At 61.5% G+C, this 19,308-nt stretch carries 19 protein-coding genes and 1 pseudogene; 7 read left to right on the forward strand and 13 right to left on the reverse strand.

Annotated elements, in window-relative coordinates:
- Nucleotides 1–37: 37 nt before the first annotated feature.
- Nucleotides 38–925, forward strand: a complete 888-nt coding sequence (purU, locus tag C7T36_RS05270) for a formyltetrahydrofolate deformylase (protein WP_033235527.1) — start codon at nt 38–40, stop codon at nt 923–925.
- On the opposite strand, the gene C7T36_RS05275 is transcribed toward purU, so the two are convergent.
- From C7T36_RS05275 to C7T36_RS05300, 6 genes are all read right to left on the reverse strand, one after another.
- Nucleotides 922–1,953: an alpha/beta fold hydrolase gene (locus C7T36_RS05275; RefSeq protein WP_045063909.1), complete on the reverse strand. Its 1,032-nt coding sequence runs from the start codon at nt 1,951–1,953 to the stop codon at nt 922–924. The two genes, purU and C7T36_RS05275, sit on opposite strands and share 4 nt — an antisense overlap.
- 50 nt (nt 1,954–2,003) lie before the next feature.
- On the reverse strand, nt 2,004–2,939 hold the full coding sequence (locus C7T36_RS05280) for a diiron oxygenase (protein ID WP_045063911.1): 936 nt from the start codon (nt 2,937–2,939) through the stop codon (nt 2,004–2,006).
- Between the two features lie 105 nt (nt 2,940–3,044).
- On the reverse strand, nt 3,045–3,338 hold the full coding sequence (locus C7T36_RS05285; RefSeq protein ID WP_033235530.1) for a DUF2516 family protein: 294 nt from the start codon (nt 3,336–3,338) through the stop codon (nt 3,045–3,047).
- A gap of 93 nt (nt 3,339–3,431) precedes the next feature.
- Nucleotides 3,432–4,301, reverse strand: coding sequence for a heparin-binding hemagglutinin (locus C7T36_RS05290; RefSeq protein WP_045063914.1), 870 nt, complete (start codon nt 4,299–4,301; stop codon nt 3,432–3,434).
- On the reverse strand, nt 4,291–4,800 hold the full coding sequence (locus tag C7T36_RS05295; RefSeq protein ID WP_033235532.1) for a helix-turn-helix domain-containing protein: 510 nt from the start codon (nt 4,798–4,800) through the stop codon (nt 4,291–4,293). Before C7T36_RS05295 ends, C7T36_RS05290 begins: the two co-directional genes overlap by 11 nt.
- Before the next feature lie 106 nt (nt 4,801–4,906).
- Entirely contained in the window at nt 4,907–6,190 is a 1,284-nt protein-coding gene (locus tag C7T36_RS05300) for a DUF445 domain-containing protein (RefSeq protein WP_033235788.1), read from the reverse strand.
- A gap of 136 nt (nt 6,191–6,326) precedes the next feature.
- Between C7T36_RS05300 and C7T36_RS05305 the strand changes: the two genes are divergently transcribed.
- Together C7T36_RS05305 and C7T36_RS05310 are read left to right on the forward strand one after the other, a co-directional pair.
- Nucleotides 6,327–7,061: a TetR/AcrR family transcriptional regulator gene (locus C7T36_RS05305; protein WP_033235533.1), complete on the forward strand. Its 735-nt coding sequence runs from the start codon at nt 6,327–6,329 to the stop codon at nt 7,059–7,061.
- A gap of 49 nt (nt 7,062–7,110) precedes the next feature.
- Nucleotides 7,111–7,965, forward strand: coding sequence for a polyphosphate kinase 2 family protein (locus C7T36_RS05310; RefSeq protein ID WP_045063916.1), 855 nt, complete (start codon nt 7,111–7,113; stop codon nt 7,963–7,965).
- Between the two features lie 27 nt (nt 7,966–7,992).
- Here the strand turns inward: C7T36_RS05310 and C7T36_RS05315 are convergent, their stop codons facing one another.
- The gene (locus tag C7T36_RS05315; protein WP_033235535.1) at nt 7,993–8,214 is read right to left on the reverse strand and encodes a hypothetical protein; all 222 of its coding nucleotides are present in this window, start codon (nt 8,212–8,214) and stop codon (nt 7,993–7,995) included.
- Nucleotides 8,215–8,315: 101 nt separating this feature from the next.
- On the opposite strand from C7T36_RS05315, the gene C7T36_RS05320 reads away from it, so the two are divergent.
- Nucleotides 8,316–8,894, forward strand: a complete 579-nt coding sequence (locus tag C7T36_RS05320) for a DUF2231 domain-containing protein (protein ID WP_045063917.1) — start codon at nt 8,316–8,318, stop codon at nt 8,892–8,894.
- A 55-nt stretch (nt 8,895–8,949) separates the two neighbouring features.
- On the opposite strand, the gene C7T36_RS05325 is transcribed toward C7T36_RS05320, so the two are convergent.
- Nucleotides 8,950–9,378 carry a DUF6292 family protein gene (locus C7T36_RS05325; protein ID WP_045063918.1) on the reverse strand — a complete coding sequence of 143 codons (429 nt, stop codon included), beginning with the start codon at nt 9,376–9,378 and terminating at the stop codon, nt 8,950–8,952.
- A 118-nt stretch (nt 9,379–9,496) separates the two neighbouring features.
- Between C7T36_RS05325 and C7T36_RS05330 the strand changes: the two genes are divergently transcribed.
- A complete protein-coding gene (locus C7T36_RS05330) occupies nt 9,497–10,768 on the forward strand; it encodes a glycosyltransferase (RefSeq protein WP_045063920.1) in 1,272 nt (423 codons plus the stop codon).
- A gap of 79 nt (nt 10,769–10,847) precedes the next feature.
- Here C7T36_RS05330 and C7T36_RS30740 read toward each other — a convergent pair whose 3' ends face one another.
- Nucleotides 10,848–11,387, reverse strand: coding sequence for an STAS domain-containing protein (locus C7T36_RS30740; protein WP_342393910.1), 540 nt, complete (start codon nt 11,385–11,387; stop codon nt 10,848–10,850).
- A gap of 355 nt (nt 11,388–11,742) precedes the next feature.
- Between C7T36_RS30740 and C7T36_RS05340 the strand changes: the two genes are divergently transcribed.
- Both C7T36_RS05340 and C7T36_RS05345 read left to right on the forward strand, forming a co-directional pair.
- Complete coding sequence (locus C7T36_RS05340; protein WP_033235536.1) at nt 11,743–12,174, forward strand: anti-sigma factor; 432 nt, start codon at nt 11,743–11,745, stop codon at nt 12,172–12,174.
- A pseudogene (locus tag C7T36_RS05345) lies at nt 12,171–12,984 on the forward strand (SigB/SigF/SigG family RNA polymerase sigma factor). The gene C7T36_RS05340 and the pseudogene C7T36_RS05345 overlap by 4 nt, the downstream one beginning before the upstream one ends.
- A 19-nt stretch (nt 12,985–13,003) precedes the next feature.
- Here the strand turns inward: C7T36_RS05345 and C7T36_RS05350 are convergent.
- From C7T36_RS05350 to aceA, 4 genes are all read right to left on the reverse strand, one after another.
- On the reverse strand, nt 13,004–14,047 hold the full coding sequence (locus C7T36_RS05350) for an NAD(P)-dependent alcohol dehydrogenase (RefSeq protein WP_045063923.1): 1,044 nt from the start codon (nt 14,045–14,047) through the stop codon (nt 13,004–13,006).
- Nucleotides 14,048–14,112: 65 nt separating this feature from the next.
- Nucleotides 14,113–16,419: a 5-methyltetrahydropteroyltriglutamate--homocysteine S-methyltransferase gene (gene metE / locus C7T36_RS05355; protein ID WP_045063926.1), complete on the reverse strand. Its 2,307-nt coding sequence runs from the start codon at nt 16,417–16,419 to the stop codon at nt 14,113–14,115.
- Between the two features lie 90 nt (nt 16,420–16,509).
- A complete protein-coding gene (locus C7T36_RS05360; RefSeq protein WP_033235540.1) occupies nt 16,510–17,406 on the reverse strand; it encodes a 3-hydroxybutyryl-CoA dehydrogenase in 897 nt (298 codons plus the stop codon).
- Nucleotides 17,407–17,591: 185 nt separating this feature from the next.
- Entirely contained in the window at nt 17,592–18,881 is a 1,290-nt protein-coding gene (aceA, locus tag C7T36_RS05365; RefSeq protein WP_003941533.1) for an isocitrate lyase, read from the reverse strand.
- Between the last annotated feature and the right edge of the window lie 427 nt (nt 18,882–19,308).

The raw sequence follows: 19,308 nt of genomic DNA on the forward strand, positions 1-19,308 counted from the left end.
GTCGAGCGGCACTGCGACACCTGAGAGACTAGGCGGTATGACCGCTGCACCCTCGACTGATGATCGACGCTACGTACTCTCCCTCGGCTGCCCGGACACGACGGGCATCGTCGCGCGCATTTCGTCTTTCCTCACCGATGTCGGTGGCTGGATCGTCGAAGCGGCGTATCACGCTGACGCGGACACCGGTTGGTTCTTCACTCGTCAGGCAGTGCGGGCATCGTCGGTGAGTATCAGCATCGAGGAACTGCGTGAGCGTTTCAAGGCCGTTGCCGCCGAGATCGGACCCGAAACCGAGTGGACGCTGCACGATTCGGGGGCTCCCAAGAAAATCGTCCTGCTGGTGAGCAAGGAAGGTCACTGCCTTCACGACCTCCTCGGACGCGCGGCCGGCGGCGAACTCCCAGCCGAAATCAGCGCCGTCATCGGAAACCACGAGGATTTGCGCAGCGTGACCGAGCGTCACGGGATCGACTTCCACCACGTTCCCTTTCCCAAGGACCCGGCGGAACGCGGACCGTCCTTCGAGAAGGTGCGCGCCCTGGTCGACGCCCATGACCCGGACGCGGTTGTCCTGGCTCGGTTCATGCAGGTTCTGCCGCAGTCACTGTGCGAGCACTGGGCGGGCCGCGCGATCAACATCCATCACAGCTTCTTGCCGTCGTTCATCGGGGCCCGCCCGTACCACCAGGCTTTTGCTCGGGGTGTGAAGCTGATCGGTGCGACGTGCCACTACGTCACCGCGGAACTGGATGCCGGCCCGATCATCGAGCAGGACGTGATCCGCGTCGACCATGCCGACGATGTTGCCGACATGGTCCGCCAGGGTCGCGATATCGAAAAGCTTGTTCTTTCCCGCGGTTTGCGCTGGCACCTCGAAGATCGGGTGTTGGTGCACGGCCGCAAGACTGTGGTGTTCAGCTAGAGATTGCGCAACCGCACGATCTCGCGGTCGAATTCGTCGATGCTCTCGATGGACGACATGTGACCGACACCGGGAATCACGATCAGCCGTTCGAGGTTGCCTGCTTCGTCGAGCACCTGCGCGAGTTTGCGTGCGTGGACGGGTGGCGTGAGTCGGTCGAGTGATCCGACGAGCACGGTGGTCGGCACTTCGAGATTGTCGAGTCCCTCGTGAATGTCGAGAGTGCTCAGGGCCGCTCCCCAACCGCCGCGGATGCGCGGCTTGCACTCTCGAACGATGTTCTCGCAGAACTGAACTTCGGCTTTGGTGGCGTTAGGCGACATCGAGACGTACTGGATCGCCTTGGTCATCGCGCCCGAGGACACGAATGGCACGGGCGAGCTGAGGATGGCGCGGCCGACCGGAACCGGCACCCGCGGGAAGCGTTCCGGCAGCGGAATCACGATGGTTTCGGCAATCAGACGGTCACTTGCCGTGCTGGCCAGCATTACCGCCGACGCGTACTTCTTGACGTCGCCGGGGTGCTTTCCGGCCCACGCGATGATGCTCATGCCGCCCATGCTGTGTCCGACGATGACGGCTTTCTTGTCTTCACGGACGGTCGCTCCGAGCACTGCCGAGAGGTCGTCGGCGAGTACGTCGGGCCCAAGCGGAAGAGTGCCGACAGTACTGCGTCCGTGTCCGCGCTGGTCGTACGTGATGACCCGGTACTCGCCGGCCAGCGCGTTGACCTGTGGGTACCAGAATTCGGTTGAGCAGGTCCAGCCGTGACTGAGAACAATGGGATCACCGTCGACGGGGCCGTATGCCCGGATGTTGATGATCGCGCCGTCTTCGGTGGTCAGTTCGCTGATGTCCGCTTTGAACGTCGGGGTCTGCAAGAGTGCGTTCGGTTCGACGTCGGCAACGAGAGTGAGCCCTCTGGTGGAGCTACGACGACGGATAGCGGCGACGGCTGCCGCAAACGCTCCGGCTCCGGCAACTCCGGCCAATACCCGGAGTGTGGTGGTTCGCGAACTGCTGGACATGCATGTACTCCTGACTGAATTCGAAAGAAAATCGATACGGATGATGGGTGTCAGATGATGTGCGCTCGGCGCAGCAACATCGTTGACGGGCCGCCGATCAGGCCGACCTCGGTAAGAAACTCGACGGTATTCGCGCATCCTCGACGCACCATGTCGTGGTAGTGGACATTGTTTTTCGCGGCGTGGATTGCCGCTTCGGCGTCGAGTCCGGCGGCTGCGTAAACGTTCTTGTTCACGAGGCTGGTGACCACGAAGTAAGCGGTGACGGCAAGGACGAACCGGACGCGGGCTTGCTGGAACCGGGTGATGTTGGCTGCTCGTCGGACGGTTTCCTCGCGGGCGAATCTGATGTGGCGGGCTTCTTCGACCACGTGGATTCTGCTGACGGTTCGGGTGAGCGGTTGTACTCGGGTGTCTCGCATGAATTCGCGTTGCATCATGTCGAGGATTTCTTCGGCGAAGAGTGTTCCGCCGTAGGCCAGGGATCCGGTGGCCGTGGCCTTGAACGGGCGCGCGGCGGTGCGGATCCAGGTATTCGGGCGGTAGGACGGGACGCCGAATTTGGCTGCGGAGCGCGCAAACATCGTGGAGTGCCGGCATTCGTCGGCGATTTCGGTGAGCGCAAATTGCACGTGCGCCGTGGAAGGATCGTGGAAGTAGATGTCGCGGACGAGCATCTGCATGAGGATCATTTCGAACCAGATGCCGGTGCCGGCGATGCTGGCGGCCTCGTGGATGGTGAGCGTGATGCGTTGTTGCTGCGTCATCTCGTCCCACATCGGCGTGCCGTAGAGGCTGCACCACTCGGGGCTCATCCCGTACAGGTCGTCGGGGACGGGAGCTTCCCAGTCGATTTCGATCAACGGGTCGTAGGACGTGCGGGCAGCCGAGGCAAGGAGCTTGGACGCTGTTTCCTGGCGGTCACCGGCACGCGTCAGTCGGGATGGGCGCCGATCGTTCGTAGATCGGTCATGCTCGACAGACATCGCAGTTCACTCCCCACGAGGACCGGCAATCTATGTGTGACTGCCGTTAACCCACAATAGCACCGCATAGTGCCACCCCGGTGGGGACGAACTGCGAAAGACGCGCTACCAGCGCGGACCGCGCTGGATGTCGTCCACGCGAGGCCGCACGTCAACGAGATAGACGCAGATTGCGACTACCGCGATGATGCCCAGCATTCCCACCGGAGACGTCACCAACAACACCAAAGCCGCGACGACAAGGATGCCAAGCCAGATCGGCTTGGTCAGCTTGTTGACTGCGGTGAACGCGTCAGGGCGCTGCCGCACGGCATGCACGATCGCGAAGACAGCACCTGCCAAGGCAAGCAACTTCAGTGCGAGAAAAATCAGGCCGATAATGCCATCCACAGCTACCACGTCTTACATCCTAGTTTCCGTAGTCCGACATCACGAACAGAAGGCTCCTGCACCCGAGAGCGCAGGAGCCTTCTCACTTGTCGAGCCTGCCGATCAAGCCTTCTTGGTCGGTGCAGCCTTCGTTGGTGCAGCGGTCTTGGCCGGAGCAGCCTTCACCGGTGCGGCAGCAGCCTTCGCGGGAGCAGCCTTCGCCGGCGCAGCCTTGGCCGGTGCAGCCTTGGCGGGTTCAGCCTTCTTGGCAGCGGCTGTTGCGCGCTCCTGGACGTCGGATGCGGCAGCGGTCACGCGAGCTGCAGCTTCCTTGGAAGCCTCGTCTGCCTGGTCGCCGAGGTCGAGGACCTTGAGCGCAGCTTCGTCGCCCACATCGGCGATCTTCTCGCCGGCGTCGGAGATCTTCTCGCCAACCTCTTCGGCGGTGTCGGAGATGCGTCCGGCAGCGCGGCCGGCCAGCTTGGCAGCCTGCTCGCCCACGGCGCGCGTCTGACGGGCAACGGTTCCGAGTGCGTCTTCGGTCAGCTCGACGGCGTCACCGAGAGCGGACTCCGCAGCGGCGATGCCCTCTTCGACGGCCGGCTGCTTGCGGATGCGCTCAACTGCATCTTCGCCGCGTTCTGCCAGCGAGTTGTACAGATCGCCTGCAACCTTGAGGTATGCCTCGGCGACCTTGCGGAGCTCGTCGGGTGCAAACTTCTCGCGCAGCTCGGCAAGCTCCTCGGGCAGCTCGGACGGCAGGCCGGCGAGACGCTCACGAAGAGCCTCAACGCTTTCCACGACGTCGCCCTGCACTGCGGCGAACTTTTCGCGTGCACCGTCGACGCGGCCGGTGACCTCGTCCTGGCTGGTCTCGGCGCGCTCACGAACCTGGGCAACAACGTCGGCAACGGCCTGGACGACGAGGTCGCCGGCGCCGACTGCGGCGTAGATCGAGGTCTTGACGTTGTCGATGGCGGTCTTATCGGTCATGTTGTTCTCCTTCTGGGAGGTCTGAGTCCGGAATTGTGGTGGGGGCTGCGCTCTGGGCTACTGCAGCGGGCCGCGTCGAATCGTTCTCCCGACAGAACGAGTCGTAGATCTCGAGCAGCACTTGTTTCTGTCGCTCGCTGATGGAGGTATCTGCGAGTACGGCGTCACGGATCGGACTATGTGGCCGTTGTTCGAGATATCCGGCCTGGACGTAGAGGACTTCCGAAGACACTCGGAGCCCTTTTGCTATTTGCGCGAGCACGTCGGCTGACGGTTTCCGTAGGCCTCGTTCGATCTGGCTGAGGTACGGATTGCTTACACCGGCGAGCTGTGCAAGTTGGCGCATCGAGACTTGTGCGGCTTCGCGCTGCGCACGAATGAATCCCCCGATGTCGTGTGCCGCAGAGCTGACGACGCGCGCTGCCAAGTCGCTGGCTCCGGCTGCGGCACCGGATGATTCACGTTCTCCTTCATCGGAGTTCGTCGACTTCGCAGACATTGCGTCTTCCCTTTCCTGTGGACATTTCCCAGAGTAGGAGAGGGTGCTAACTATTGCAAGCACTACTGCTAGCACTGGGGTGCACGTCACATTCGAGGGCCGATTACTAGCCGAAGATCAGCGTCGACACCGTGTAGATGAACAGACCGGCTATCGCGCCGACCACCGTGCCGTTGATGCGGATGAACTGAAGATCACGACCGACCTGAAGCTCGATCTTGCGACTTGCTTCTTCGGCGTCCCAGCGCTCGACGGTGTCGCTGATGACACCGGTGATCTCGTCGGTGTAGTTCTCCGCGATGTACGTCGTACCGGCGGCCAACCACCCGTCGACCTTCCCTCGCATCGACTCGTCGTCGCGCAGGCGGATGCCCAATCCGACGACGTTCTCGGCAACCTTGGTCCGCAGGGTGCTGTTGGGATCGTCGACCGATTCCATGATCAGCCGCTTCGCGACCTTCCACGTCGCCGACGCGAGTCCGGTGACTTCCTCTCGCCCCATGATCTCGGCCTTGATGCCCTCGGCTTTTTTGATCGTCTCGGGATCGTTCTGGAGATCGTCCGCAAAATCGATCAGGAAGCGATTGGCCGCCAGCCGAACCTCGTGCTCGGGATTTGCCCGCACCTTCCACGTGAACTCGACCAGTTCCTTGTAGATCTTCTCGCCGAGCATCGCGTCGACAAATTTCGGCGACCACGCGGGAGAGTCCCGGACGATCACCCGGTCGATGGTCTCCTGACTGCCGAGCGCCCACTGATGAGCGCGTTCGGCCAGCAGTTCGATGATCGGCAGTTGCTTGTTCTCCTTCAGAAGCTCACCGAGTACCCGGCCGATCGGCGGGCCCCACATCGGTTCTGCCAACCGCTTGACGATCGTGTGGTCGATGACCTGCGCGATGTCCTCGTCGCGCAGCACTTCTACCAGTCCCCGCAAGATCGTCGACGTCTCCGCGGCAACACGCGCAGCGTTGTCTCGCTCTGCCATCCACGTCCCGAGCCGCAGCGGGATCTGTGCCTGCTGCACCTTCGCGGACACAACGTCCGGGGCCAGGAAGTTCTGACCGACAAACGAACTCAAACTGGCCCCGAGCTGGTCTTTCTTGCGTTTGATGATCGCCGTGTGCGGAATCGGTATGCCCATCGGGTGACGGAACAGCGCCGTGACGGCAAACCAGTCCGCCAGCGCGCCGACCATTCCCGCCTCGGACGCAGCCCTCACGTACCCGACCCACTCGCCCGCGCCGCGTGATTCCTGCCATCGACAGAACAGATAGACGACCGTCGCGAAACCGAGGAGACCGGTCGCGAAGAACTTCATCTTGCGGAGGTCCCGACGCTTGGCGTCGTCGCCGAAAGTCGAGTCGAAAGCGTTAGGGCTCAATTGCTGCACCCTTGCCATTGTGCCGAAAGCTTGTCGCTGGTGCGTCGAAGCCGCAGGTGCGTGCCCACCGTAATTCCCCGGACACTAAGCTGAAACGGAATGAGACCGCTCGGACGTGGATCGCACCACAGATATGAGATACCCCGTGGCTAAGAACGCTGTGCAGGACAACGAGCAGGTAGACGGCCCAGTTGTCGCTGACACGAAGCCCGAGAAGTCCGACGGACGCAAACGACGCTGGCGCGAACACAAGATCGCCAGACGTGAGGAGCTTGTCGACGGCACCATCGCAGCGATCCGGGCGCGTGGCCGTGAAATCGGTATGGATGAGATCGCGTCCGAAATCGGCGTGTCCAAGACTGTTCTCTATCGCTACTTCACCGATAAGAGCGACCTGACGACGGCCACGATGATGCGGTACGTCGAGACAATTCTCGCGCCGCGCATCTATCAGGCCATCAGCGACGAACTCGACGATTTCGAACTGACACACGCAACGATCACCGCGTATGTCGAGACTGTTGCGTCGGACCCGGCGATCTACCTCTATGTCATGGCAAACGGAGCCGGCGCAAGTCGTGACGTCGTCGCCGAGTCGGAGCGAATGATCGCCGAACTCCTGTCCACGGTGCTGGGCAATCGTCTGCGCGAGATGGAAATGGATTCCGGCGGATCTCTGCCGTGGGCGTACGGCATCGTCGGCGGTATTCAGTTGGCGACGCACTGGTGGATCTCCAACAAGTCGATGTCCGCTGAATCCTTGATCGACTACTTGACGATGATGACGTGGGGCGGCATCACCGGTATCGCCGCCGTCAAGGGTTCGCCGGCCAAGTTCAAATCCATGCCCCATCCGCTGATCGCTCCCGAAAACGACTGAGCCTGAAGTTCCCACGGAGGCCACCTCGGCTGTGGCACAGTCTCCGGGTATGACAGACGACTCGCTGTGGGAAACACCGGCCGTGACGATCCTTCGATCACAGCCTGGCTTCGATCTCGAAGGTCTCGACCGCAACAGCACTCCGGGATTCACCGGGAAGAAAGCTGACGGCGAGCGTCTCCTCGAAGAACGCGGCGCCGTGCTGTCTGGCTTGCAGGAACTGTTGTATGCCAACGGTCGCTCGGGTGACTCGCGGTCAGTCCTCCTCGTCCTGCAGGGAATGGACACCTCGGGCAAGGGCGGAATGGTCCGCCACGTCGTGGGGCACGTCGATCCACAGGGTGTCGACCACGCGTCCTTCGGTGTTCCGACAGACGAGGAAAAGCAGCACCACTACCTGTGGCGGATCAAGAAGCAACTCCCCCGCGGCGGTTATCTCGGGGTGTTCGACCGCTCCCACTACGAGGACGTTCTTGTGGTGCGAGTTCACGATCTGGTGCCGCCGGATGTCTGGGGAGCACGATACGACGAGATCAATCAGTTCGAGAAGGAACTGGTCGACGCCGGCACCACCATCGTCAAGGTCGCGATGTTCGTGTCGCTCGACGAGCAGAAGAAACGTCTGCAGGAGCGACTCGACCGGCCGGAGAAGTACTGGAAGTACAACCCGGGCGACGTGACCGAACGGAAACTGTGGCCCGCATATCAAGAGGCCTATCAGGCGATGCTCGACAAGACGTCCACCGAGCACGCCCCGTGGTACGTCGTGCCGTGTGATCGCAAGTGGTACAGCCGCATCGCCGTCACCGAACTGTTGATCGACGCATTCGAGAGCCTCGACCTGTCATGGCCGCCAGCCGATTTCGACGTCGAGATCGAGAAGGCTCGACTCGCCGAGTCCTGATGATATTCAGAACAGCCTGATGGAGAGTCAGAACAAGTGGGGCGTTTCCCGATGCACCTTGTGATCGTGCCGAACGGTTCCGCTGTACAGCGCGATCATGAGGCCTATGGACACCGCTGCCGCCAACCCCGAAACCAGCGCCCAGCCGGCGTTGCCTGATCCGGCCGCGAAGAGGAATCCGCCCAGACAGACCACAGTGACTAGAACCAGGAAGTACGACGCCCAGGCCGCAAAGAGATTGAGCTTCATGTTGGCTCCTCGGATCGGATCTCTTTCGATTCGACCGTACGCCTGAGCACACAGCCCCGACAAGCGGGTTTCCCCGGCGGCACCTGGGGTAGCCGAATTACATGAATATCGGAAACCTTTTCCGCAGAATCGAATCCGCCGACCAACTGGACGGTCCGTCCACAGGGCTTCAACGCAGAATCCTCGACGCAACCTCACGCTCACCGGCTACGCGCAAAGTTGCGTCGATCCTTCGTGGATCACCAGTCGAGCACCCGCTACATCCCGCACTGGTGGCTGTCCCCATCGGAGCGTGGACTGCATCCGTTGTGTTCGATTATGTTGTGCGGGACCCGAAAACAGTGCGCAACCTGATCCTTCTCGGACTGGTCACAACACCGCCCGCCCTCATCACGGGCTGGCTCGATTGGTCTGAACGCGACACGATCGCGCGCCGGGTCGGGCTCGTCCACGCCGCGAGCAATGCGGTAGGCATCGACGCTTTCCTGGTGTCGTACTTCTTGCGCAGCAACGATTCCCCGCCGCCGTTACTCGCGCGGTTGCTTTCACTGGTCGGGCTGAGCGCCATCGGTGTCGGCGGCGCAATCGGCGGGCACATCGTGTTCCGGCTGATGGATGATCTGGACACAGAGGCGGCGTCAGCGCCGGTCCTGGATCCGGCGCTGAACGTAGTGAACTAGTTGATCTGAACGTAGTGAACTAGTTGATCTGAACGTAGTGAGTTGGCGGATTCGATCAGTTCGCGTCGTGACCGTACTGACGGAGCAGGCGCGCAGTCCGATCGGAATCTGCCAGCGGACGATCGTTGGTCCACGAGGCGCGTCGACGCATCCGGGCGTCAGGAGTGCCGACGCTCGCGCCGAATGCCGCGACCACGTCCGCAGTGGGCACTGCGTCGTCCCCGAAGTATCCGAGAACGATCAGATCCTCACCCGATCGGGTTTCCACTGCCAACGCCCAACCACATGTTTCCTCCCACAGCAATGCAACTTCCCGGCCGGGGAAACGTGGCACCTCTCGATCGAGGGCGATGTACGCCTCCATCGGATGCTCACCCCGGCAGCACCATTGCTCGATTCCTGCGCCGACGCCCTCGGCCACCGACTGGATGTACCGCTGGAATCCGAGCCCCACACTCGCGTCGACTAGTACCTGTTCGGTCATCGATCCACTCCTCACCTTGCGTGTTTGAAATGTGCCCATCCCGGGGCGCAGCGAAACCCGGTTCAGATCATGCACTGGGGGTATCCGAAGACGAAACAGTCAACCGAGAGGCGCCCAGATGACTTATTCGCCCGCCATCGCACCCGGACGAATGCTCAATATCTCCATGGTGTCGGTCAATGCGGACCCACTGGCTCAGGTGGGCAATTCCGTTGCCGGACGCCAGCATCTGCACGTCGACGAGTTGTCCTCGGCGCTCGTTCGCGCGGGCCATGACGTTACGGTGTACACGCGGCGGCAGAGTGCGCACGGTCCCGACCGTGTTCGCGCACGTGGTGGTTATACCGTCGTGTATGCCGAAGCCGGTCCGCTGCATGCGCTGAGTGACAAGGAACTACTGCAGTATCTCGGCGAATTCGGTAGTGAACTACGGAATTTGTGGACTCTGGACCGGCCCGACGTAGTGCACGCGCATTTTTGGATGTCGGGTATAGCCACGGAACTGGCAACGAGGATTCTCGGCATCCCGGTTTTGCAAACATTCCATTCGCTCGGTATCACGGAACGGCGCCATCTCGGCTTGTCTGACGAAAACCCCTCGGAGCGTTCCCATCTGGAGCAGTTGGTTGCGAAGGGTGCGACGCATGTAATCGCGACGAGCTCGGACGAGGTGTTCGATCTCGTCCGGCTCGGCTCGCCTCGCTCGCGGACGACCATGGTTCCGTCCGGCGTCGACATCGACCACTTCACTCCGGAGGGGCCGCGGGCAAAACGAAACGCGCCGCACCGATTGTTGTGCGTCGGAAGGTTGGTAGAGCAGAAGGGATTCGACGTCGCGATAGCGGCTCTGGCGTCGCTGCCCGACACCGAGTTGGTGGTGGCCGGCGGTCCACCGTCGTCAGGTCTGCCTACCGACGAGATCGCCACGCAGTTGCAGAAGCTCGCCGAACGACTGGGCGTCGCGGATCGAGTGAAACTTCTCGGCCGCGTTCCCCACCAGTCGCTGCCGAAGTTGATGCGGTCGGCGGACGCACTGCTCTGCACGGCCCGCTACGAACCGTTTGGCATCGTCGCGCTCGAAGCTATGGCTTGCGGTGTTCCCGTTGTTGCAACACCGGTCGGCGGGCTGCGCGACACCGTGGTGGACGGACTGACCGGGCACCGCGTTCCGGTCGACAATCCGAAGCAGACCGCGAGGGTGGTTCGGCACTTGCTCGACAACGCTGAGGAAGGAGCCTTGTTCTCACGCGCGGGCAGAGCCAGGATGTGCGAATCGTATTCGTGGGAACACGTGGCCGGCGAAGTTGTGCGGACCTATGGTCGCTGCGTCACCGCGCCGCCCCGCACGCGGGCGCACAGAGTCGCTCACCGAAGCGAAGTAGCTCGGTGAGCGACCCGATTCTCCTTAAGTTCGATTCGCCTTGACGCTGTATCTCCGATACTCCTTGACGCCGTATGACTCAGCGCTTTCAGGCAAGGAAACGTTTGGTTTCGCCGAGGCCGACTGCGTGCTCCAACGAGGTGTAGCAGTCGAACATGGATTCCTGGCCGGCGGCTCTGAGGAGACGCTGAACGGGTCGACCACAGATCAAGGCAAGAGCACCGCCGGCATCCCGGGTGAGCGTGGCAAGGATCGACAACGACGACAACCCGCACATACCCATGAATTCGAGATCCGACATGTCGACAACCAGGGTCCGACCCGGCACAACCTGGCTGGACAGATAATCACGGAATGCGTTGACGCTCAACAAGTCGATTTCACCGCGAACCGAAATCACGACCGTAGAGGCACTGACCTTGTTCGCGCGAAACGAGGCGGTCGACGTCGCCGATGGCGGCGGACCGTAGTCGAGCGAACCTCGACCTGCGTACGAAAAGCCCGGTTTCGAACCTACGTTCGCCTTCCCAGGGACAGACGATCCAGAGACGGACGGCCCGGAAAGAGGCGATCCTGGAACAGATGATTTTGGAACAACAGTCATGGTTCTCCCATCCCGCAACGGCATACACTGTGCAAAGAAACGGGGGACATCCACCAGGGGCGCACGCGATATCGGGCCCCATAAATAATGGATAATCCCTCATCGGCTGTGTGCTCAACCTCGGTTAGGAACAGTACCCCGAGATGACGGAGGTCACAAGCGCGGTGTGAGCGTTCGGTTCGGTCGCACGTCACGAGCTGGTGGTCGAGGTTGCGCAGAGTTGTGGTTTGAACTGCACCCTTTGGAGGTAATCCCCATTAAGCGTCTGCGCACCGGCGTAGATATTTTCTGTATAGGGGTGTCTGTGATCGTATCGGTCGGTATGGTTCACCGCACCAGCGTCCGGGGCCGGCACCTGGTACGACGATCCGGAGAACTCATGCCACATCTCAGCGCAATCGAACCCGATCAGGATCGCACTCAACCCGTCGTCGAGTTGAGAATCCGGGCAACCCTTGACCAACTGTCGATATTGCGGGCGCTCGCTGCGACCGTCGCGATTCAGGAGAGCTTCGACCTCGACGCCATCGCCGACATCAGGCTGGCCATGGATGAGATCTGTACGCATCTCATCGTCCGAGCTCTCCCCGATTCTGTACTGGTGTGCCGATTTGTCTACGCGGCGTCCCAATTACATATTTCGGTCGCGACCACGACAGCTGAGTCCGACGGTGCCGACCAGCGATCCTTCGGGTGGCACGTCCTCACCGCCCTCACCGACTCGATTTCCCTTGATCAAGAAGAAGATCCGAATGGCGCCGGGTACATCACGACTATGAAGTTCACCAAAGCCGACGGCAGGCGCCAGTGACATCGTCCGCTCGCGGGGCATCGCCCGAGCATGGCCCACCGCGGCCGCGTCGTCGGTCGACAGACGAGTATCGAGACGTCATAGCCGTTTTCGAGAAGTTGGACACCCTCGATCGTCACGGAGTTGAGTACGAGCGAGTGCGGGCCGCGCTCATCACGCGCTGCCTGCCCCTGGCCGAGCACATTGCCCGGCGCTTCGACGGCCGCGGCGAGGCACATGACGACCTTGTTCAGGTCGCACGGCTGGGTCTGGTCAATGCGGTCGACCGGTTCGATGTCAGTCGTGGATCGGACTTCGTATCGTTTGCCGTCCCCACTGTCATGGGAGAAGTCCGTCGACACTTCCGGGACACCGGCTGGGCGGTCCGCGTTCCTCGCCGCATGAAGGAATTGCACTTCCAACTCGGCCAGGCGATCAGCGAGCTGTCACAGCAGTTGGGGCACGCTCCGACCGTCGACGAACTTGCGGCGACGCTGGGTGTCGAACGCGAAGAAGTAGCCCAAGCGCTCATCGCCGGAAACGCTTATCAAACAGTGTCGGTCGACGGCGCTGCGTCCAACCACACCGACGATCTACCCCTGGTGGAAAACTCTCGGCGATTACGACGCAGCTCTCGAAAATGTCGAGAATCACGAAGCTCTGCGGCCACTGCTCGAGAAGCTACCTGACCGGGAAAGGACCGTGTTGATGCTGCGGTTCTTCGGCAATCTCACGCAGACGCAGATCGCCGAGAAGGTCGGGGTATCGCAGATGCATGTGTCGCGGTTGCTCGCGAAGACTCTCAGTAGCCTTCGCGAGCAACTCGACTAACCCGCAGTAGCGACCGCGGTCAGATTGTGGCCGTGTCGATGACAAATCTGTAACGGACGTCGCTTGCGACCACGCGATCGTAAGCGACGTTGATCTCACTTGCCGGAATGAGTTCGATCTCGGCTCCGATTCCGTGTTCGGCGCAGAAGTTCAGCATCTCCTGCGTCTGCGGAATGCCGCCGACCATGCTGCCGGCCAGGCTACGACGGTTCGCGGCAAGCGAGAACGCGCGCACCTCGATCGGCTTCTCCGGCAATCCCAATTCGACCAAGGTTCCATTGAGTGCGAGCAACGACATGTACGCGTCGATGTCGAGGTTGACCGACACGGTGTTGAGAATCAGATCGAACTGTCCACGCAGTTCCTTGAACGTTCCGGGGTCCTTGGTGGCGTAGTAGTGATCCGCACCGAAACGCAGACCGTCGTCCTGCTTGCTCAGTGATTGACTCAGGACGGTGACCTCGGCCCCCATCGCTTTGGCGATCTTCACACCGACATGGCCGAGACCACCGAAGCCGATGATCGCAACCTTCGTGCCCGGTCCGGTTTTCCAGTGCCGTAGCGGCGAGTACAACGTGATACCTGCACACAGAAGTGGCGCCGCGACATCGAGTTCGATGCCGTCGGGGATCGAAAGAACAAAGTGTTCGTTGACGACGATGGACGTCGCATACCCACCTTGGGTGCGCTCGCCGTCGCGACCCTTGGCGTTGTAAGTGCCGGTCACTCCGGTGCGGCAGTACTGCTCCTCACCGGCGACGCACATGTCACATTCCCCGCAGGAGTCGACAAAACAACCGACACCCACGCGGTCGCCGACCTTGTGCGTCGTCACCTCGGAGCCGATCGCGGCAACTACACCCGCGATTTCGTGGCCCGGGACAACCGGGTATTTTGTTCCGCCCCACTCATTTCGGGCGGAGTGGATGTCGGAGTGGCAGATTCCGGCAAACTTGATGTCGATGAGAATGTCCAGTGGACCGAGCTCGCGTCGTTCGATGGTGGTCTTCTCCAGAGGACCGTCAGCGGACATAGCGGCGTAAGCAGCAGCAGCAGTAACCATGGGTACATGCCTACTCGCGCAAGAAGGGACCTGCAAATTGCAGGTCCCTTCTTGTACCGATTTGTCTAGTTGTCGGTATCCTGAGCGTTCTCGGCCCGGCGACGCAGTCGTCTCGCCGCCGCAACCAAGTTGCGCAGTGACGGCTCGAGCTGCCACGGATGGCGGGTCTTGAGCCCACCGTCCGGGTTTGCCCACAAACGATCGAGAGAAATCGATTCGCTTGCCTCCGTGAGCAATTCGTCGAGTTCGTCGATATCCGGGATCCTCGCCGAACGGGACTCGTACACACCGGGTCCGACGCCGTGTGTGAGCGCGCCTTCCTTCAGTGCGTCGAGCACCCACGTGATGGAGCGGGTCGCGACGATCGCCGTCACATCGGCGTCCAACCGTTCGATGGCGTCGACCACCGACGACCGAGCGGAGTACGTCAGATGCGTGTGGATCTGTGTTTCCGGCTTCGCTCCACCTGTTGCCAGACGGAACGCGTCGACGGCCCACTCCAGGTAGGCCTCCCGGCCGTCCTCACGTAGCGGCAGCAGTTCACGAATTGCAGGCTCGTCCACCTGGATGATGGCGATGCCGGCCGCTTCGAGATCTGCAATTTCGTCCCGAATGACAAGGGCCAGTTGCTCTGCCGTTTCGTAGAGCGGCTGATCCTGACGGACGAAAGAACGGGCGATCATGGTGACCGGTCCGGTGAGCATGCCCTTGACCGGCTTGTCGGTCAGCGACTGCGCGTACGCAATCCATTCGACCGTCATCGGCTTCGGACGCGCGATGTCTCCGTAGAGAATCGGCGGACGCGTGCAACGAGATCCGTATGCCTGCACCCAACCGTTGTGCGTGAAGGCATACCCTTCGAGCAGTTCGGCGAAGTACTGGACCATGTCGTTGCGCTCGTGCTCACCGTGCACGAGGACGTCGAGTCCGATGTCCTCCTGCAGGCGGATGGTGCGTTCGATCTCTTCCTGGATGCGCTTGTAGTAGTCGTCCCACTCCAACCGACCCTCGCCGAGTTCGTAACGTGCCTGGCGGATTTCGTTGGTCTGCGGGAACGAGCCCAATGTCTGAGCCGGCACCAAGGGCAGGTTCAACCGTTCCTGCTGAGCCTTACGACGCTCTTCGTACGGAGCGCGGATACGATCTTCGGGCTTGACTGCGTTGACCCGAGCTCGCACGGCGTGCTTGAGCTTGAAGTGCACCTTTGTCGGACGCTTGCGCCACTTGTCCGACGGACCTTCGGTGAGGGCCTTCGCAAGTGTCACGACCTCGCCGACCTTCTGCTTGGCAAAGGCCAGACGATCCGCGACGTCTCCCGGGATGTCGTACTCGGAGAGCACGTCGTACGGCACGTGCAGCAGCGAAGACGACGTGGAGACAACAAGATCCGGGACAACGTCCTTGAGCTCGTTGAGGTACGTCAAGGTGTTGAAACGATCGACTCGCCAGACGTTTCGGCCGTCGACCACACCGGCGTAGATCCGCTTGCGCTTGATATGGGGAACCGCAGCCAGTTCTTCGGCCGTGATCCGGCCGTGCACGAGGTCCAGCCCGAATGCCTCGATCTTGGTGGCAGCCAGGATGTTCAGAGCCTCGCCGAACTTGCCGTACGGTCCTGTGACCAGCAGACGCGGACGCAGCGGCGCGGTGGACAGCTTCTCGTACGCCCGCTTGAGCGCATCGAGCTCTTCTGCCGAGCGATCCTCCGTCACCGAAGGCTCGTCCAGCTGAACGCATGTTGCGCCGGCCTTGGCCAACTGCTCGAACAGCTTCTCGTACACGGGAAGTAGATCGTCGAGTCGATCGAGCGGCGCGAAATCGGCGTCGACCGCTTCGGTTGCCGGCCCCACCTTGGAGAGCAGAAGCAACGACACCGGTCCCATGATCACGGGACGCAGTTCGATGCCTCGTTCCTTGGCGCGCTCGAATTCGTCGAGCAACGCCTCCGAGTGGAGTGAGAACTCGGTGGCGGCGTCGATCTCGGGCTGACGGTAGTAGTAGTTGGTGCCGAAGAACCGGACCAACTCCAGGGGCGGGAAGTCGGGACGTCCACGCGCCATCGTGAAGTAGAAATCGAGTGGGTCCAAAGCGCTTTCGAGCGGCTTGAACCGCTCGGGCACGGCGCCGAACAGCAAGGCGTTGTCGAGAACGTGATCGTAGAACGAGAAGGTATTGCCGGGAACCTGGCTCAATCCCGTTGCAGCCAATTCGCTCCAGGTCGATTCCTGAAGTTCCTTGGCAACCGCGAGAAGTGCGTCCTTGTCGGAATTGCCGTGCCAGTAGGACTCGAGGGCACGCTTGAGCTCCCGCCGCGGCCCGATGCGCGGGTACCCCAGGACGCTGGAGCCGAATGCTGCAGTGCTGCTGGACATGCGGTCGACCTTTCTAACCGAGGGGCGCAAGCGCCCTGTGCGCCTTTGTGGTAGCCGGAACTACCAGAAAGGCGCACAGGGCCATTGGCCTTAGCTTGCCTGCTTGGCGGAACGACCGTTGTCGGTGTACTCGTAGAACCCTGCGCCGGACTTCTTACCCGTCAGACCGGCCTCGACCATACGGAGGAGCAGCGGCGGGGCGGAGTACAGCGGCTCCTTGAACTCTTCGTACATGGAGTCGGCGATGGACTTGACGGTGTCGAGTCCGACCAGGTCCGTCAGAGCCAGCGGACCCATGGGGTGCGCGAGGCCGAGAACCGTTGCCTTGTCGATGTCTTCCTTGGTGGCGAAGCCCGACTCGACCATGCGGATGGCCGAGAGCAGGTACGGCACCAGGAGGGCGTTGACGACAAAGCCGGAGCGGTCGGCACTGCGGACAACCTGCTTGCCAAGGACGTCACTGGCAAAAGCCTCGGCGCGCTGCGACACCGTGGAGCTGGTCTTGAGCGTCGTCACCAGTTCGACGAGCGGCAGAACCGGCACCGGGTTGAAGAAGTGCATACCGATGACTCGCTCGGGACGCTTGGTCGAGATACCCAGCTTCATGATCGGGATCGACGACGTGTTGGACGCGAGAACCGCATCCGGATCCGTCACGACCGCGTCGAGCTCGGCAAAGATTTCGCTCTTGATCTTCTCGTCTTCGACGACGGCCTCCACAACGAGCTGGCGGTCCGCGAAATCTCCCAGATCGGAGGTGAAACGCAGACGCCATGCGGCCTGCTCACGCTCACGTTCTGTGATCTTTCCGCTGCTCACGCCGCGGTCGAGCGAACGCAGGATGCGTGAACGCCCGGCTGCTGCAAGCTCGCGAGTCTGCTCGAAGACCAGAACATCGACATGTGCGCGGGCGCACACCTCGGCGATTCCGGCACCCATGATTCCGGCGCCGATAACGCCGACGCGCTGAATTTTTTCGCTGGTCACGTCAGCTCCTTGTTTGTCTCGTGGAGTTTGTCTGGTGGAGGTGTAGCTGTGGAAGCACTTCGAACCGCGTCGACGCTGATGGCCGGCGCAATCGGAACTGCTTTGAAGACGAAAGAGAAGTAGTGCGGTGATACAAGCAGGGGAGAGACCCGAAGCCGAGCCTCTCCCCCACCCGATGTCAGTTCTTAGTGGAACTGTCCCTCTTCGGTGGAGCCCTTGAGAGCTGCCGTCGAGGTGTTGGGGTCAACCGTGGTGGCGATGGTGTCGAAGTAGCCGGCGCCAACCTCACGCTGGTGCTTGATGGCGGTGAAGCCACGCTCTTCGGCAGCCTTGAACTCGCGCTCCTGCAGGTCGACGAATGCCGTCATACCTTCACGGGCGTAGCCGTAGGCCAGGTCGAACATGCCGTAGTTGAGCGAGTGGAAGCCTGCGAGCGTGATGAACTGGAACTTGAAGCCCATCGCGCCGAGCTCCTTCTGGAACTTCGCGATGGTCGCGTCGTCCAGGTGTGCCTTCCAGTTGAAGGACGGGGAGCAGTTGTAGGCCAGGAGCTGGTCCGGGAATTCGCTGCGAACAGACTCGGCGAACTTCTTTGCAACCTCGAGGTCCGGCACGCCGGTCTCCATCCAGATGAGGTCTGCGTACGGTGCGTAAGCCTTGGCGCGAGCGATGCAGGGCTCGATGCCGTTCTTGACGCCGTAGAAGCCTTCAGCCGTACGGGTTCCGTCGAGGAACGGGCGGTCGCGCTCGTCCACGTCGGAGGTGATGAGGGTTGCGGCCTCAGCGTCGGTGCGGGCGATGATGACGGACGGAACGTCCGCGACATCGGAAGCCAGACGAGCCGAGGTCAGGGTGCGGATGTGCTGCTGCGTGGGGATGAGCACCTTGCCGCCGAGGTGGCCGCACTTCTTCTCCGAAGCGAGCTGATCCTCCCAGTGAACGCCGGCTGCGCCGGCGCCGATCATGGCCTTCTGCAGCTCGTAAGCGTTGAGAGCGCCACCGAAGCCGGCTTCGGCGTCGGCAACGATCGGAGCGAGCCAGTTGCTGACGGAGGTGTCACCCTCGGTCTTGGCGATCTCGTCGGCGCGCAGCAGTGCGTTGTTGATGCGACGAACGACGGTCGGAACCGAGTTGGCCGGGTAGAGGCTCTGGTCCGGGTACGTGTGGCCCGAGAGGTTAGCGTCGCCGGCAACCTGCCAGCCGGAGAGGTAGATGGCCTTGAGGCCGGCGCGAACCTGCTGCACAGCCATGTTGCCGGTAAGTGCACCGAGGGAGTTGATGTAGTCCTCGTTGTTCACGAGATCCCAGAGGATCTCGGATCCGCGGCGAGCGAGGGTCTGCTCCTCGACGACGGTGCCCTGGAGCTTGACGACCTGATCGGCCGTGTAGTTACGAGTTACGCCCTTCCAGCGAGGGTTGGTGTCCCAATCCTGCTGAAGCTCTGCTGCGGTCTTCGGGGTGCCGGTGGTCGACATCAAGACTCCATCTCTTTGATCTACTGGTCCGGCCCGTTGTGAGCGGTACGTGCGTACTGCTTCACATCCTTGCCAGGCCCTTTTTGTGTACTCATCGAGAATGACACATCGAAAAAGTGCCGTCTACCTGTTGCTAATGCCAATCTTCGCTAGCTTTTCAACACACTTTGCTAAGACTGTGAAGATCGAGAGGGGTTCAAACCTCGCCAATCGGGCAGGTTTCCTACTGGCCGGTAGCAAGAAACTGCAGGCTGTGAACGAAATGCACGCAACCTACTGCGACGACGCAAGCGCGCCGCCGATGGGCAACTCCAGCATCACTCCCAGCAACATTTTGTGACTCGAAGTGACCGCAATCACGCCCGTCTGGGTGGAATTCGCAGATTCACCGTGCGCAGGCGGGATTTATTGCACACAAGTTGCCTCG

It is taken from the genome of Rhodococcus sp. AD45-ID, assembly GCF_003023755.1.
Classification (GTDB): domain Bacteria; phylum Actinomycetota; class Actinomycetes; order Mycobacteriales; family Mycobacteriaceae; genus Rhodococcus_F; species Rhodococcus_F globerula.

Coding starts and splice junctions, on each gene's coding strand:
- aceA (WP_003941533.1), bottom strand. CDS start 18,881: ATGTCGACCACCGGCACCCCGAAGACCGCAGCAGAGCTTCAGCAGGAT.
- C7T36_RS30740 (WP_342393910.1), bottom strand. CDS start 11,387: ATGCCGTTGCGGGATGGGAGAACCATGACTGTTGTTCCAAAATCATCT.
- C7T36_RS05350 (WP_045063923.1), bottom strand. CDS start 14,047: ATGGTTACTGCTGCTGCTGCTTACGCCGCTATGTCCGCTGACGGTCCT.
- C7T36_RS05295 (WP_033235532.1), bottom strand. CDS start 4,800: ATGTCTGCGAAGTCGACGAACTCCGATGAAGGAGAACGTGAATCATCC.
- C7T36_RS05340 (WP_033235536.1), top strand. CDS start 11,743: ATGCCACATCTCAGCGCAATCGAACCCGATCAGGATCGCACTCAACCC.
- C7T36_RS05330 (WP_045063920.1), top strand. CDS start 9,497: ATGACTTATTCGCCCGCCATCGCACCCGGACGAATGCTCAATATCTCC.
- C7T36_RS05325 (WP_045063918.1), bottom strand. CDS start 9,378: ATGACCGAACAGGTACTAGTCGACGCGAGTGTGGGGCTCGGATTCCAG.
- C7T36_RS05310 (WP_045063916.1), top strand. CDS start 7,111: ATGACAGACGACTCGCTGTGGGAAACACCGGCCGTGACGATCCTTCGA.
- purU (WP_033235527.1), top strand. CDS start 38: ATGACCGCTGCACCCTCGACTGATGATCGACGCTACGTACTCTCCCTC.
- C7T36_RS05275 (WP_045063909.1), bottom strand. CDS start 1,953: ATGTCCAGCAGTTCGCGAACCACCACACTCCGGGTATTGGCCGGAGTT.
- C7T36_RS05320 (WP_045063917.1), top strand. CDS start 8,316: ATGAATATCGGAAACCTTTTCCGCAGAATCGAATCCGCCGACCAACTG.
- C7T36_RS05290 (WP_045063914.1), bottom strand. CDS start 4,301: ATGACCGATAAGACCGCCATCGACAACGTCAAGACCTCGATCTACGCC.
- C7T36_RS05280 (WP_045063911.1), bottom strand. CDS start 2,939: ATGTCTGTCGAGCATGACCGATCTACGAACGATCGGCGCCCATCCCGA.
- metE (WP_045063926.1), bottom strand. CDS start 16,419: ATGTCCAGCAGCACTGCAGCATTCGGCTCCAGCGTCCTGGGGTACCCG.
- C7T36_RS05315 (WP_033235535.1), bottom strand. CDS start 8,214: ATGAAGCTCAATCTCTTTGCGGCCTGGGCGTCGTACTTCCTGGTTCTA.